Raw genomic sequence first — 14,425 nt, 5'->3', positions numbered from 1 at the left:
TGGTCATCGCAGCCGATACTACCGGGGCGGGGCGGGGCGCGCCTCGGCCGCGCCAATCCTCGGTCCCGGGGCGGCCCGGCGGTGGCCGGCTCAGGCCGCGTGGATCGGGGAGATGCCCGTGAGCTGCTCGGAGATCCGCTCCTCGGCGAGGTCGAGGTCGTACGCGGTCTGCAGGTTGAGCCAGAACTGCGCCGTTGTCCCGAAGTAGCGGCTCAGGCGCAGCGCCGTGTCCGCCGTGATGGCGCGCTTGCCATGAACGATCTCATTGATGCGACGCGGTGGAACGCCGATCGCCACAGCCAGCTTGTGCTGCGTGATGACGAATCCCTCCAGGAAGTCCTCCATGAGAACCTCTCCCGGGTGGATCGGGCTCAGCCGGTCCGTTGGTTCAGTGGTAGTCAACGATGTCAACCTCCTCGACTCCGGCAGCGGTCCACACGAAGCAGATGCGCCACTGGTCGTTGATTCTGATGCTGTGTTGCCCAGAGCGGTCTCCGCGAAGGGCCTCCAATCGGTTGCCTGGAGGAACTCTCAGATCGTTGAGGCTGGTCGCCGCATCCAAAAGCCTCAGTTTGCGCAGAGCTGACCGCTGGAGGCGAGGATCGATCCCAGGAACGCGCCAGCGACGCCATAGAAGCTCCGTGTCGCGACTCGCAAACGATCTGATCACGACCTCAGCCTGCCAGGCATAACGCATCTCGTCAATAACGCGGTGCGACATATCTTCCACAGACTCCCTGGAGCCCCCCACCCTGCATTGGAGCGGGAAGCGTCGTCGGACGTGAAGGCGGGCAGGCGCGCTCATGCGCCCAAGGCCTTCGACGCTCGCCTCATAGCACCATCGCGAGTGTCCCGGCGGTCAGCAGGGCCAGTCCTGCCAGGTAGCGACCACTCAGGCGCTCGCGCAGGACGAGCGCGGAGAAGGCCACCGTCACCAGGATGCTCAGCTTGTCGATGGGCACCACCACGCTGGCCGGTCCGTCTTGCAGCGCGCGGTAGAAGCAGAGCCAGGAGGCGCAGGTCGCCACGCCCGATGCCAGGATGAGCACCAGTTCGCGCCGGGGAATCCGCCTGACCTGGCGCATGCGTCCCGTCACGCCCACCATCACCCAGGCCATGACCAGCACCACCGCCGTGCGGATCGCCGTGCCCAGGTTGGACTCCACCCCCATGATCCCCATCTTCCCCAGGATCGCCGTCAGAGCGGCGAAGACCGCCGAGCCCAGCGCGTAGGCCAGCCATCCGCCGCCAGAGGCCAGGGCCGCGGGCAGAGCCCGGACATCCTCCCGCTCCAGCATGAGCACAGTGCCCACGGTGATGAGCAGGACCCCGGCCCCGCCCACCGGGCTCAGCCGCTCCCCCAGGATGATGAGCGCCAGGACAACCGTCACCACGGTGGAGAACTTGTCGATGGGGGCAACCTTGGAGACCTCACCGATCTGGAGCGCCTTGAAGTAGCACAGCCAGGATGCCCCCGTCGCCAGGCCCGAGAGCACCAGCAGCCCCAGGCTGCGCAGGTCGATCTGCCCCAGGCCGGCCTGCGAGCCGACCACGAGCACCATCACCCATGCCCCCGCCAGCACCACGGGCGTGCGCACAGCCGTGGCCACGGTCGAGTCGGTGACCCGGATGCCCGCCTTGGCCAGAACCGCCGTCACCCCGGCGAAGAAGGCGGCCCCACAGGCGAAGACAATCCACATGGGGATCAGGCTACGGCCCCGGGGAGGCTCCCCGAATCCGCCGCGCTCTCCGCTCCAAGCAGAGCGGGGAGCGCGAGGCCGCACAGCCGCGGCACCGGAACGTTAGCGGCGCCTCTCAGCGGGTCTTGCGGGGCATGGTCAGCGGCGCTGCCGCAAGCAGCACCAGGCCGATGACGGCCAGCACCCCCATGTCCGCGACAAGGCCCTCGGTGACCTCCGAGCCGGCCCGCACCTCGTTCACGGCGTTGATCGCCCAGCTCATGGGCATCACATCACTGACGGGCTGCAGCGCATCGGGCAGCTGGTCGCGGGGAACGAGCAGCCCGCACAGGAAGATCTGCACGCCGATGAGCAGCGGCATGAACTGCACCGCCTGGAACTCCGTGCGCGACAGCGCCGAGACCAGCAACCCCATCGCCACGCCCACGAAGGCATCGAGCAGGGCAGTGAGGATCACCCACCCCCAGTTCCCCAAGATCGTCACGTCCAGCGCCCAGGCGCATACGGCTGAGACCGCCAGGGCCTGGCCCACCGCGACAAGCGTGAAGGCCGTCGCATAGCCCATGAGCAGATCGGCTCGGCGCATCGGCGTGGTCCACAGGCGCTCCAAGGTGCCGCTGACCCGCTCCTGCAGCATGGTGATGCTCGTGACCAGGAACATGACGGACATGGGCAGGATCGCGATCATCTGCACCGCGACCCGATCGAAGAGGACATCCCCGCCCGGGTAGTCCTTGTAGACGAAGTACAGGAGCGTGACCAGCAGCGCGGGCACACCCAGGATGAGGGCGATCGTGCGCTTGTCGTTGAGCAGCTGGAGCAGGACGCGTCGCACCGTGGCGACATAGGTGCGCAGGTTCATCGGCTCGTCTCCTTGCTCGCAGTGCTCGCCGCGGCAGCGCTCACCGTGGCGGTGGGTGCGGCGCTGTCAGTGAGCCCCGCCTGGCGGATGATGGTGAGGAAGGCGTCATCGAGGGTCTCGGCTCCAGTGCTGGCCAGGAGCTCGGGCGCGGTGGTGTCCGCCAGGATGCACCCCTCCCGCATGAGCAGCACGCCGTCGCAGCGGAAGGCCTCATCCATGACGTGGCTCGACACCAGGATCGTCGTGCCGCCCGCGGCGATGCGGCGGAAGGCCTCCCACAGGTCCTCACGGGTCACCGGGTCCAGTCCGACGGTTGGCTCATCGAGCACCAGCAGCTCGGGCGCGGCCACGAGCGCGCAGGCCAGGGACACCCGGTTGCGCTGCCCGCCGGAGAAGGTGGAGACCAGTCGATCAGCGATGTCGGCGATGCCCACCTCCCGCAGGACCTCGTCGACGCCCCGAGCCCGCGGGCCCGCGAGGCTGGCGAAGTAGGCGACGTTCTGCCTGGCGCTCAGGTCCCGGTAGATCGAGGCCTCCTGGGTGAGGTAGCCGATGCGGCCCCGCAACGATGTGCTGCCCGGCGTGGCGCTGAGAACCTCGAGCCTGCCCGAGTAGTGCTGCACGCCGACGATCGCGCGCATGAGCGTGGTCTTCCCGCATCCCGAGGGCCCCAGCAGGCCGGTGACGGATCCGGCCGCCAGCCGCAGGTCCAGGCCATGGAGGATCTCCTGGCCCCCGCGAGTCACGACGAGTCCCGAGGCCTCCACCACCGGCCTGGGGGCGGCCGGAGTCACGGGCATCGCCGCCGGCGCAGCAGCCGGCGCAGTCGTGCCCGCCGCCGCGGGCGGGCCGACCACCTGGGAGACGACGACGGGCTCAGTGGCCGCCCCGGACGCGAGACTGCGCTCGATCGTGATGGAGATCCGCTCGATCATTGGCGGCGCCCCCTCATCCGGAGCCCCGGAAGAGGAATCCTCGTTATTCATCATATGATGAATGTAAGGACGCGACTCCGCCCGTGTCAAGGGCTCTGGAGCGCATCAGCCGCGATCGGGGCGACCCAGGATCCTCCGGCGGCCTGCGCGGCGCCTACGGCGGTGGACCCGGCAGGCCCGGTGGGCCCGCCCTACTCGCCGGGCGCAGCGGGTACCGCAGGCGCACCAGACACCGGAGTCTCCGCGCAGGGGGGCAGTTCACCGAGCGCATAGCGCTGGATGGTGGGCCCGATCAGCGCCACGGCCCCATCGACGTCGAGCGCCGCCACGTGGTCCGCGCGCGCCACCCAGCGCGCCATGCCCAGCCCGATGAGCTGGCTGGCGATGAGCTGGCCGCGCAGCTCGGGGCGATCAGCGGAGAAGCGCTTGACCAGTGGCCCCAGGATCCCCGTGGTGATGAAGTCGCGGAATGGCGCCAGAGCCTCATCGCTGCTCATCGCCGCGCGCAGCACCGCGGCGAAGCGCTCGGCGCCCGCGCCATCCCACAGGGTCAGGTAGGACCGGACGATGCCCTCCCCCAGCTCCTCGGCCGGCAGAAGCGCGATCGCCTCGGCGCGTGCCGCCACGTCAACGTCCTCGCCGGCCATCGTGGAGATGACCGCCTGGGCGAACAGCGTGGCGCGGTCCTTGAAGTAGTGGTGGATCAGCGCCGGATCCACACCAGCCTCCCGCGCCACACCGCGCAAAGAGGTCTTGTAGCCATCCCGGGCGAAGGCTGAGCGCGCCGCGACGAGGATCGCCTCGCGGGCATCCGGGCTCCCAGCGGGCCTGCGCCCGCGCGGGCTCATCGCCGCCTCACAGCCGGCAACTCCATCATCAGCATGACCGCAGTATGCCCCACCATCGCGCCATCACCCGCCATAGGAGCGCGTCATATCAGGACCACAGGCCGGCGCGCTGGGCGAGCACTGCCAGGGCCACTGGGCCGGCGGAGGCGGTTCGCATGACATGGGGCCCCAGTCGCACCATCCGGGCGCCGGCCTCGACCAGTGCCGCGGCCTCCTCCCCGCCGATCCCGCCCTCGGGCCCGACGATGACCGCCAGCACCGCGGCCCCATCGCCCGCACCGGTGGGCGCGGGCTCGGGCAGGCTGACCAAGGGCGCCTCGGCCTCCTCGTGGAGCAGGCCGACCACTCCCCCGCCCCGGCATGTCAGCTCGATCCACTGGGTCAGCTCGCGCGTTGACCGCGGTGCCTCGACGTGGGGCACGACGGCGCGGCGCGCCTGCTTGGCCGCCTCGCGGGCCGTGGTCGCCCAGCGCTCACGCCCCTTGACCAGCTTGGGCCCGGACCACACGGAGATGGAGCGGCCGGCCTGCCAGGGCACGATGAGATCGACGCCGACCTCAGTAGCGGTCTCCACCGCCTGCTCATCGCGCCCGCCCTTGGCCAGGGCCTGGATAAGGGCCAGGCGGAGGGGCGGCTCGGGCTCGCTGACCCGGCGGATCAGGCTCACCTCAAGGCGGTCCCGGCCCTGGACGGCGCTCACCTCGCACTCCAGGCGCAGGCCGTGACCGTCCACCAGATCCACCCGCTCCCCGGCACGCAATCGCCGTACTGACACGGCGTGGCGCGCCTCGGGCCCGGTGAGCACCAGCTGCACCCCGGGCGCGGCGGCATCAGCGCCGGCGGGCTCGAGGGTGGCGGCAGTGAGGATGAAGACAGGCGCGGTCACGCGCCCCAGCCTACGGGCACCAGACGCCGCCTCCGGTGTAGCGTCATGGGATATGCAGCCCGACGATCCAGCACCAGCCTCCGGCCCTGCCCCCATCTCAGCCAGCGCCGAGGACTTCCAGCGCACTCTGGCCGTCGTGCAGGGGCGGATCGATGCCGCCGCGCAGCGCGCCGGCCGCGATCCCAAGGAGGTCCGACTGCTTCCGGTCTCGAAAACGGTTCCCGAGGAGCGGCTGCGGGCCGCCCACGCCGCGGGCATCATCCAGATGGGGGAGAACAAGGTCCAGGAGGCCCAGCGCAAGAGCGAGAATCTGGCCGACCTGGGCATCCACTGGGCGCTCATCGGCCACCTGCAGACCAACAAGGCCCGCAGCGCGGCCGCCTTCGCCGAGGAGTTCCAGGCCCTGGACTCCCTGCGCCTGGCCCAGGCCCTGGACCGGCGCCTCCAGGAGGCCGGGCGCGGCATGGATGTCTACGTCCAGGTCAACTCCTCGGGCGAGGACTCGAAGTTCGGTCTGCCGCCCGCCGAGGTCCCCGCATTCCTGGCCCAGTTGGGCCCCTGCTCCAGCCTCCGCATCCGGGGGCTGATGACCCTGGCCGCCAACACGCCCGACCGCGAGCGCGTGCGCGCCTGCTTCCGTCTCATGCGCGATCTGCGCGACGCCGCCCTGGAGGCGGGCACGATCGGCCCGGGCCTGCTGTCGATGGGAATGAGTGGGGACTTCGAGATGGCGATCGAGGAGGGCTCGACCTGCGTGCGGGTGGGCCAGGCGATCTTCGGGGCGCGCCCCTCCCCCACTGCCTGAGTCCGCTGCCTGAGTCCCCTCCCAGGCGGTTCCCCGTCCGGGCGCCGCCGAGGGCTCGGCGGGCTTACCGGCCGGAGAAGCGCTCCTTGAGCTTGCCCATGACGCCCTCGTCCTTGGCCGGGGCGACGTCGTCCTCCCCGCGCAGGGCCGCGAGCTCCTTGAGGAGCTGGCGCTGCCTGTCATCCAGGCGGGTGGGGGTCTCCACGACGATGGACACGTGCAGGTCCCCGCGGCCCTTGCGTCGCAGGCGGCCCACGCCCAGGCCGTCGAGGACGACCTCGTCGTTGGGCTGGCTGCCGGGCCTGACGGTGACCTGCCGCTCACCGTCGAGGGTCTGGAGGGGGAAGGTGGCGCCCAGGGCGGCGGCGGTCATGGGGACGCGGAGCTCGGTGTAGAGGTCGTCGCCCTCGCGCTCCAGGAAGTCGTGGGGCTTCTCGTGGATCTCCAGGTAGAGGTCGCCGTTGGGGCCTCCTGCCGGCCCGGCCTCGCCGCGCCCGGACATGCGGATGCGCGTCCCGGTGGAGACGCCTGCCGGGATGGAGACCTCCAGCTCCTGGCGCCGATGGGTGCGCCCCTCCCCGGAGCAGTCCTTGCAGGGGGTGACGATGACCGTGCCGTAGCCCTGGCAGCCCGGGCAGGGCGAGGAGGTCATGACCTGGCCCAGCAGGGTGCGGGTCATGCGCTGGATGGATCCCTGGCCGTTGCACTGCGAGCAGGTCACCGGGTCGGTGCCCGGGGCGCAGCACGATCCCCCGCAGGTGGTGCAGGTGACGTAGGTGTCCACGGGGACGGTGCGCGTGGCCCCGAAGGCGACGTCGGCCAGCTCGACCTCGACGGCCACCAGGGCGTCCTGGCCGCGCCTGGCGCGTGAGGCGGGTCCCCGGCCGCCGGCGGCCCCGCCGAAGAAGGACTGGAAGATCCCCCCCAGGTCCCCGAAGTCGGCGCCGGCGAAGCCGCCCCCGAATCCTCCGCCGCGCAGGGCGTCCTCGCCGCCCAGGTCGTAGACCTGGCGCTTGTCGGGATCGGAGAGGACCTCGTAGGCGGTGGAGACCTCCTTGAACTCCTCCTCGTGACCGGGGCCGGCGACGTCGGGGTGGAGCTGGCGGGCCTTCTTGCGGTAGGCCTTCTTGATCTCCTCGGCTCCGGCGTCGCGGCTGACTCCGAGCACCTCGTAGTAGTTGCTCACGTGGCGTGTTCCTTCGGTCTGCGTCTGGGATGGTCTGGTGGTCCGGGGGCGGAGTCGGCCTAGGGCTCGGGGTCCTGGGCCTGAGTGGGTGACAGGAATCGGGACAGGTAGCTGGCCACCGCCCTGACGGCCGCCATGGTGGCCGGGTAGTCCATGCGGGTGGGCCCGATGACTCCCAGGTGGGCGACGGCGTCGCCCTCGCGGGGGCCGTAGGTGGTGGTGACCACGGAGGCCTCGGCCAGTGCGTCGTCCTGGTTCTCCGAGCCGATGGACACGTGCATCCCCGCCAGGCTGCGCCCGCCGGAGGCGGGGTCGGCGGTGAACAGGCGCAGCAGCACCACCTGCTCCTCGATGGCGTCGAGCAGGGGGCCGATGGAGGCGAAGTCGGGGATGGAGCGGGCCAGGTTGGCGGTTCCGGCCACCACCAGGCGCTCCTCGGCGTCGGGGCGCAGGGCGGCGACGAGCTCCTCGGAGACCGCGGACAGCAGGGCGCGCTCCTCGGCGGGTGCGTGCTCGGCCAGGGCGGCCAGGATGGGGGCGACGTCGGCGGCGCGCCGGCCCACCAGGGCGGCGTTGAGCCGGGTGCGCAGGCGCTCCAGGGTCAGGGGGTCGATGACCTGCGGCAGGTGGAGGTCGGAGCCCTCCACGCGCGTGGCCGCGAGGCTGACCGTGCGCTGCTCGACGCGTCCGGTGTCGGTGATGATGACCAGCAGCAGGCGGGTGGGCCCCAGGGCCACCAGCTCCAGGTGCTGCAGTGAGGTGAGCTTGAGGCTGGGGTACTCCACGACGGCGAGCTGGCCGGTCAGCTGCGCCAGGGCCCGCACGGTGCGGGCGACGACCTGCTCGAGGTCCACGGCGCCTGCCAGCAGGGCGGTGATGGCGTTGCGCTCGGGGATGGACAGGGGCTTGATGCGGGCGACCTCGTCGACGAAGAGGCGGTAGCCCTTCTCGGTGGGCACGCGGCCGGCGGAGGTGTGGGGCTGGAGGATGTAGCCCTCGTCCTCCAGCACCGCCATGTCGTTGCGGATGGTGGCCGGTGACACGCCCAGCTGGTAGCGCTCGGCCAGGGCCTTGGAGCCCACGGGCTCGCGGGTGCGCACATAGTCGGTGACGATGGCGGAGAGCACCTTGAGTCGGCGGTCGTCTGCCATGGGGCCCTCCTTCCGTGTCCTGGGTGGTCCTGGATGGCCTGAGCGGATGGTGCTGCCGCTCCCGGCGCCGTGGCCCTCCCCGACGGCGCGTTAGCACTCCGGGGATGTGAGTGCCATCCTACGCCGTGGATCGGCGGGTCAGGCTGTGGCGGGCCGTGAGGTTCCCCTACCGTGCCCAGGGTGAACACCGCCCCGTACCGCACGCCAGTCCCCGGAAGCACCGCAGCGCGCCGAGCCGCGCTGCGCGCCCGCGCTGAGGCTGAGCGGGCGGAGTTGGCGGGACGCGCGGAGCCCTCGGGGCAGGCAGGGTCCTCGGACGGCGCACTGTCCGGGGCGAGGCCGTCTGCGGGCCGGCAGGCGGGGGCCCGGGGCGCTGCCAAGCGGAGGGCCGCTGCCCCGACGGCGACGACCCCGGCCCGCCGCCCCTCGTCCTCGGACCGCTACGGCGGGGACGTTCTTGCCGCAGACCCTCACCGGGTGGGGCCCGGGGCGATTCGCCCCGAGTCGGTGCCCGTCCCGGTCTCGCGCGGCCTGGTGGTCGAGGACCGCGAGACCGGGTTCGTGGGCGCGGCCGTGGCGGTGGAGAAGTCGGGGGGCCAGCACGTGGTGGTCTTGGAGGACCGCCATGGCACGCGGCGGGCCTTCCCCCTGGGGCCGGGCTTCTGGATCGAGGGCCGCCCCGTCATCCTCCAGCCGCCGGTGCCCCGCAAGCGGCCGCCCTCCGGGCCTCGCAGCGCCTCGGGGCGCAAGCTGACCGCGTCGGGCTCCTATGCCGTGGAGGGCGAGCGGGCCAGGGTCGCGCGGGCCTCGCGCATCTGGGTCGAGGGCAGGCACGACGCCGAGCTGGTGGAGAAGGTGTGGGGCGATGACCTGCGCCACGAGGGCGTCGTCGTCCTCATGCTCGACGGCGTGGACAACCTGCGCGCCGTCCTGGAGGACTTCTCCCCCTCCCCCGAGCGCCGCGCCGGGGTCCTGGTCGACCACCTGGTGGCCGGCTCCAAGGAGTCGCGCATCGCCCAGGAGGTCAGGGACATGCCAGGCGGTGACAACGTCCTGGTGCTCGGTCACCCGTACGTGGATGTCTGGCAGGCGGTCAAGCCCGAGCGCGTGGGCCTGGAGCGCTGGCCGGAGGTGCCACGCGGCACCGACATCAAGCACGGCACGCTCGAGGCCCTGGGCTGGCCGCACGCCGATCAGGCCGACGTCGCCCGCGGATGGCAGCGCATCCTGGCCACGGTCCGCACCTACAAGGACCTGGAGCCGAGCCTGCTGGGGCGCATGGAGGAGCTCATCGACTTCGTCACCGCCCCCGGCACCGCCTGACCCCGCACAGCTCCCCGATGCCGCCCTGCCGCGCCGCCTGTGGCCCGGCAGTGGTCCAGCAGTGTCCGGGTCAGTCCCCGACCAGGGCGCGGGTGACGGTGTCGGCCATGAGCCGGCCTCGCAGGGTCAGCACGGCCCGCCCGTGCAGGGCGGCCTCGCCCTCCAGCAGCCCGTCGGCCACCAGGCGCCCCACCACCGGGACCAGCCGCCTGGGCGTCCGGCCGGGCGTCCGATGGCTGCCCTCCGAGGACACAGCTGCCCCGTCGGCCTCAGCGGCCCCGGCCTGCCCCAGTCCCGCCAGGGCGATTCCCTCGCGCAGGCGGATGCCCAGCATGACGCGCTCCAGCTCGCGCGATCGGGCGTCGATCACCTCATGCCCGGCCACGGGCAGGGCCCCGGCCCTGATCTGCCCCGCCCAGGCCACCGGGTGCTTGGTGTTCCACAGCCGCACGTCCCCCAGGTGCGAGTGGGCCCCGGGGCCCGCGCCCCACCAGTCCCAGTCCTGCCAGTAGGCGCGGTTGTGGCGGCACCGGCGCCCGGGCAGGGACCAGTTGGAGATCTCGTACCACTCATAGCCGGCCCGCCCCAGGGCGGCGTCGGCCATCTCGTACTTGGCGGCCTCATCGTCATCCTCGGGCATGGGCAGCTCGCCGCGAGCGACCTGACCCCACATGCGGGTGCCCTCCTCGATGACCAGCGCGTAGGCGCTGATGTGATCCGGCCCGATCTCGATGGCGGCCTCCAGGGATCGGCGCCAGTCATCCATGGACTCCCCGGGCGAGCCGTAGATGAGGTCCAGGGAGGTCTCCAGGCCCGCTCGCCGCGCCCACTCCACCACCCGCGGCACCCGGGCGGGCTCATGGGTGCGCTCCAGGACCTCCAGGACATGGGGGACGGCCGACTGCATCCCGAAGGAGACCCGGGTGAAGCCCCCCTTGGCCAGCTGCGCGAGTCCCGCCTCATCGATGGAGTCCGGGTTGGCCTCGGTGGTGACCTCGGCGTCGTCGGCCAGCGAGAAGCACTGCCGCACCAGCCCCAGGATGTCCACCAGGTCGCCGGCGGGGAGCATGGTGGGCGTGCCCCCGCCCAGGAACACGGTGGAGGCCTGGCGCGCCGGCAGCCCGGCCGCCTCCATGGCCGAGCGCGACAGCTCCAGCTCGCCGGCCAGCGTGGTCACGAAGTCCTTAGCCGAGGCGCCCTGGCCCATGGCCAGGTTGGTGTAGGTGTTGAAGTCGCAGTACCCGCAGCGCACTCGGCAGTAGGGCACGTGCACGTACACCGACAAGGGCCGCGCCTGCCCGTCGGGAGCGGGGGACGCGGCCTGGGCGGGCAGCGCGCCCAGGCCGGGCAGGGGCGCGCCCAGGGGCTGGGCGGGGCTCACCCCTGGCCCCCATCGGGGTCCCGCCGCGAGGGCTCATGACTCGAGGGCTCCTGGGGGCGGTCCCCGATGTCCGCACCGGTCGAGGCCCCGGCGCCGCTCGGCTCGTCTTGGCTCCCGGCGCCCTCCAGGACCGCCAGGTGGCTGGCCGGCCTGGCCGTGCGGGCACGAGCCGTGATCTGCCCGCAGACCGTCATGATGACCAGGGCCCCCACCACCACGGCGAAGGGGATCCGCCACCCGCCACTGGCGCCGTGGATCCAGCCGGTGACCACCGGCCCCGTGGCGGCCACGCAGTAGCCCACGGACTGGATGAGCGCCGTGGTCTGGCGGGTCTCGTCGATGGACTCCGAGCGTCGGATCACCAGGGTGAACAGGGCCGCGAAGAAGGCCCCGTGGGCGATGCCCGAGAGCATGCAGGGCACGAGCCACAGGGAGGGGGCCACCACCAGGCACACCGGCAGCGCCAGCCAGCAGGCGCAGATGCTGCCCAGCACCCGCGCATCGGACCACTTCAGCACGCCGAACATGATCGGCACCAGCAGCGGCCCCACGATCCCGGTCAGGGAGAAGACCGAGGCGGCCGCGCCCGCGCCGGCCTCGCTCATGCCCAGCATCGCCACCAGCGCGGTGGGCAGCCACCCCAGGATCGAGTAGTAGGAGAAGGTCTGGGCCGCGAAGGCCACCGCCATCACCCAGGTCAGGGGCCGGCGCCACACCGCGCGCCCCCGAGAGGCGGCGCCGGAGTCCAGGTGCCGCTCGCGCACCCAGGAGACCATGCCCGAGCGCTCGCGCAGGCTCTGGCGCGGGCTCTGCGCGCCAGGAGGGAAGACCCACCACCACAGCAGGGCCGAGACGGCAGCCGGGATGACGGCCCACCCGGCCGCGGAGGCCCGCCATCCCACGACCAGCGCCACCGGCACCGCCAGCGCCGTGGCGGCGGTGACGATCACATTGCTCACCGCCGAGTACAGGCCGGTCATCAGGGATGTCCGGTGCCAGAAGTCCCGGCCGATGAGCATCGGGGCCACCAGGTTGCCCATGGTCAGCCCCACCCCGATGATCACGGTGCCGGCGAAGGCCGCCCAGGTCGTGCCCGCCGAGCGCAGCAGGGCCCCGGTCAGCACCAGGGCCAGGGTCACCATGCCCCCGGTGTTGATGCCCACGCGGCGCAGCACCACGGAGGCCAGCGGCGTCATCAGGCCGAAGCACACCAGCGGCACCGAGGTCAGCGCCCCTCGGGCCACCTCCCCCATGCCCAGGTCCTGACCCATGCGCGTCAGCAGCGGTGGAATGACACCCACAGGGGCGCGCAGCACCGCGCAGAAGGCCAGGAAGCCGACGACGATCAATGCCAGCCAGACCCGGCGCGGCAGCACCCGCCGCGGGCCGGGCGCTGCCCGGGGCGAGTCCGGCTGCCGGTCCCCCGCCCGGTCGTCCCCGACGGCGCCCGCCGGGCTCATGGCAGGACCGTCCCCAAACCGCCCATGGCATCAGCGCCCCGCAGCCGCCAGGGCTCCTCCTCCAGGCGGTCCCAGGCCCGCCCCTCCAGCTCCAGGCGCTCCAGGGTCCTGGCATCCTGCGGGGGCTCCCAGGGGGCCTCGGTGCGCACCGCGGTCAAGTCCCTGATCGTGCGCCCCTCCTTGATACCCCTGGCCTCGAAGCGGGTCATCACCCGGCCCGCGAAGCGCTCGGACCACCCCCCGAGCATGCCGGAGGCGGATCCCGGGTCCACGCCATTGCCCAGGCTCCCGGCCACGGCACCGGCCATGCCCAGGTCGGGGCGCGCCCCGGCGTCGTCATAGCGGAAGTAGGGCTCGGTGGCGTCGCCCCGCAGCCCCTGCGGCAGGGCGGAGGCCGCCTCCAGGACGTCGCGCATCTGCCAGGCGTAATCCGACCAGTCCGTGGCCAGGCGCCACACGCCCCCGGGGCGCAGCACCCGGGCCACGCAGTCGGCGAAGTCCCGGGTGACCAGGCGCCGCTTGCGGTGCCGGGGCTTGCGCCAGGGATCGGGGAAGAAGACCCACACCTCGGCGGCGCAGCCCACCGGCAGGGCGGTGGCCAGCAGCTGGGAGGCGTCGGCCGGGACCACCCGCACGTTGTGCAGCTCCTGGCGGCCGATCGCGGCGACCAGGCGGGCGATCGCGGTCTCCCAGACCTCCACCGCCAGGTAGTCGGTGCCCGGGTTGGCGGCGGCATGAGCCAGCAGCGCCTCCCCGCTGCCCGAGCCCACCTCGACGATCAGGGGCCGGGCCTGGCCCGGGTGGCCGAACACCGCCTCAGGGTCCAGTCGGAAGCCGCGGGCCACCGTGCGCACGGCATCGGCCCGGGGGACCTGGACCAGGTATCGGGGGCCGAACTCGGCCAGGGCCTGGGCCTGCCCCGGGCGCAGGCGCCCCCCGGAGCGGGAGAAGGAGCGCACGCGCGAGGGGATCGCGTGAGAGCGGGGAGGATGCTGCTGCGCCATCGTCACCCCTCCTCAGCCGCGGGCCGCTCGCCGGCGGCGGCCTGCACGTACTTGCGGGTGAAGGGCGCGATGACGCACCGGCCGGAGGCCTCGGCGTCGAGCATCGCCCGGGCGTCGCGAGGATCGTGGTGAGCGAACCAGCGCCGGCAGGTCACCCCATGCCCCGGGGTGGTCACCACGCCCACCTCATCGCCCGCCCGCGCGCGGCCCCCTCCCAGCACCGCCAGGTAGACCCCCACCCGGTTGCGCGAGGAGAAGACCTCCACCCAGTCGGCCCGCCCCACGCCCCGGGCGAAGGTCGGGCAGGGATTGCGCACGCCGGTGACCCGCACGGTGATCCCTCCGTCCCCGGGATCACCGATGGACAGGACCGCGCCGATCTCCACATCGTCGATGCCCACGCCCGCGGCGCTCTCGATGAGCATGTTCTCCCCCAGCGCCCCGGGCTCGATGCCGCCAAGAACACCCGACCAGTGGCGCGCCTCAGCGCCATCCATGACATAGAGGGCCTTGTCCGTGCCCCCGTGATGGGCCCGATCAGCCTGCTGATCATTGACGATGCCCAGGGCATTGACCTCCGCCGGGCCCTCGATGGGCCCCTTGCGGATCGCCGAGACCCCCGCGTCCCCGCAGTCGGGGCGCAGCCGGCGCACCGCGCAGACCGCGCTGATCCGGCCCACCGCCTCCCCCGGGGCGAAGGGCGAGGGCTCATCGTCATGGCGCCCATCGGCCCCCGCATGGGGCTCGCCCAGCACCCGGGCCAGGGGGCGGCTCAGAACCAGGCCGGAGCCGTCGTCGGACATGGCGGCCTCAACCGTGCCGGAGGTCACCGGCACGCCGTCGATCATCCGCTCGCTCATGGCCCGCTCCTCCTCGTCTCACCG

The 14,425-nt window shown here is 72.5% G+C and carries 15 protein-coding genes; 2 read left to right on the top strand and 13 right to left on the bottom strand.

Features of this window, described 5'->3' with window-relative positions; all coding sequences use genetic code 11:
* Positions 1-90: 90 nt before the first annotated feature.
* From EL266_RS08210 to EL266_RS08180, 7 genes are all read right to left on the bottom strand, one after another.
* Positions 91-411 carry a HigA family addiction module antitoxin gene (locus tag EL266_RS08210; RefSeq protein WP_197719230.1) on the bottom strand — a complete coding sequence of 107 codons (321 nt, stop codon included), beginning with the start codon at positions 409-411 and terminating at the stop codon, positions 91-93.
* Positions 389-697, bottom strand: coding sequence for a type II toxin-antitoxin system RelE/ParE family toxin (locus EL266_RS08205; RefSeq protein WP_331852941.1), 309 nt, complete (start codon positions 695-697; stop codon positions 389-391). Before EL266_RS08205 ends, EL266_RS08210 begins: the two co-directional genes overlap by 23 nt.
* Before the next feature lie 133 nt (positions 698-830).
* Positions 831-1,700, bottom strand: coding sequence for an EamA family transporter (locus EL266_RS08200; RefSeq protein ID WP_026427676.1), 870 nt, complete (start codon positions 1,698-1,700; stop codon positions 831-833).
* 115 nt (positions 1,701-1,815) lie between these two features.
* Positions 1,816-2,562, bottom strand: a complete 747-nt coding sequence (locus tag EL266_RS08195) for an ABC transporter permease (RefSeq protein ID WP_026427675.1) — start codon at positions 2,560-2,562, stop codon at positions 1,816-1,818.
* Positions 2,559-3,497 (bottom strand): ABC transporter ATP-binding protein, encoded by a 939-nt coding sequence (locus tag EL266_RS08190; RefSeq protein WP_026427674.1) that lies wholly within the window; start codon positions 3,495-3,497, stop codon positions 2,559-2,561. The genes EL266_RS08195 and EL266_RS08190 overlap by 4 nt, the downstream gene beginning before the upstream one ends.
* 191 nt (positions 3,498-3,688) lie before the next feature.
* On the bottom strand, positions 3,689-4,345 hold the full coding sequence (locus EL266_RS08185) for a TetR/AcrR family transcriptional regulator (RefSeq protein ID WP_026427673.1): 657 nt from the start codon (positions 4,343-4,345) through the stop codon (positions 3,689-3,691).
* 88 nt (positions 4,346-4,433) lie between these two features.
* The gene (locus EL266_RS08180; RefSeq protein ID WP_026427672.1) at positions 4,434-5,231 is read right to left on the bottom strand and encodes a 16S rRNA (uracil(1498)-N(3))-methyltransferase; all 798 of its coding nucleotides are present in this window, start codon (positions 5,229-5,231) and stop codon (positions 4,434-4,436) included.
* Positions 5,232-5,283: 52 nt separating this feature from the next.
* Here EL266_RS08180 and EL266_RS08175 point away from each other — a divergent pair, with 52 nt between their 5' ends.
* On the top strand, positions 5,284-6,036 hold the full coding sequence (locus tag EL266_RS08175; protein ID WP_026427671.1) for a YggS family pyridoxal phosphate-dependent enzyme: 753 nt from the start codon (positions 5,284-5,286) through the stop codon (positions 6,034-6,036).
* Between the two features lie 64 nt (positions 6,037-6,100).
* Here the strand turns inward: EL266_RS08175 and dnaJ are convergent, their stop codons facing one another.
* Positions 6,101-7,222 carry a molecular chaperone DnaJ gene (gene dnaJ, locus EL266_RS08170; protein WP_026427670.1) on the bottom strand — a complete coding sequence of 374 codons (1,122 nt, stop codon included), beginning with the start codon at positions 7,220-7,222 and terminating at the stop codon, positions 6,101-6,103.
* Between the two features lie 59 nt (positions 7,223-7,281).
* The gene (gene hrcA, locus EL266_RS08165; protein WP_026427669.1) at positions 7,282-8,373 is read right to left on the bottom strand and encodes a heat-inducible transcriptional repressor HrcA; all 1,092 of its coding nucleotides are present in this window, start codon (positions 8,371-8,373) and stop codon (positions 7,282-7,284) included.
* 171 nt (positions 8,374-8,544) lie between these two features.
* On the opposite strand from hrcA, the gene EL266_RS08160 reads away from it, so the two are divergent.
* Positions 8,545-9,696, top strand: coding sequence for a DUF3097 domain-containing protein (locus EL266_RS08160; RefSeq protein WP_026427668.1), 1,152 nt, complete (start codon positions 8,545-8,547; stop codon positions 9,694-9,696).
* Positions 9,697-9,766: 70 nt separating this feature from the next.
* On the opposite strand, the gene hemW is transcribed toward EL266_RS08160, so the two are convergent.
* Genes hemW through EL266_RS08140 form a run of 4 tightly spaced genes read right to left on the bottom strand, consistent with a single transcriptional unit; the run spans position 9,767 to position 14,401 of the window.
* Positions 9,767-11,077, bottom strand: coding sequence for a radical SAM family heme chaperone HemW (gene hemW, locus EL266_RS08155; RefSeq protein WP_026427667.1), 1,311 nt, complete (start codon positions 11,075-11,077; stop codon positions 9,767-9,769).
* Positions 11,074-12,537, bottom strand: a complete 1,464-nt coding sequence (locus EL266_RS08150; protein WP_126412267.1) for an MFS transporter — start codon at positions 12,535-12,537, stop codon at positions 11,074-11,076. The genes hemW and EL266_RS08150 overlap by 4 nt, the downstream gene beginning before the upstream one ends.
* On the bottom strand, positions 12,534-13,541 hold the full coding sequence (trmB, locus tag EL266_RS08145) for a tRNA (guanosine(46)-N7)-methyltransferase TrmB (RefSeq protein WP_051281363.1): 1,008 nt from the start codon (positions 13,539-13,541) through the stop codon (positions 12,534-12,536). The genes EL266_RS08150 and trmB overlap by 4 nt, the downstream gene beginning before the upstream one ends.
* Positions 13,542-13,543: 2 nt before the next feature.
* Positions 13,544-14,401, bottom strand: a complete 858-nt coding sequence (locus tag EL266_RS08140; protein ID WP_232011992.1) for an MOSC domain-containing protein — start codon at positions 14,399-14,401, stop codon at positions 13,544-13,546.
* Positions 14,402-14,425: the final 24 nt, after the last annotated feature.

The sequence above is a fragment of the Actinomyces slackii genome (assembly GCF_900637295.1).
Taxonomy (GTDB): domain Bacteria; phylum Actinomycetota; class Actinomycetes; order Actinomycetales; family Actinomycetaceae; genus Actinomyces; species Actinomyces slackii.
This window is presented reverse-complemented; position numbering and strand designations above follow the sequence as displayed.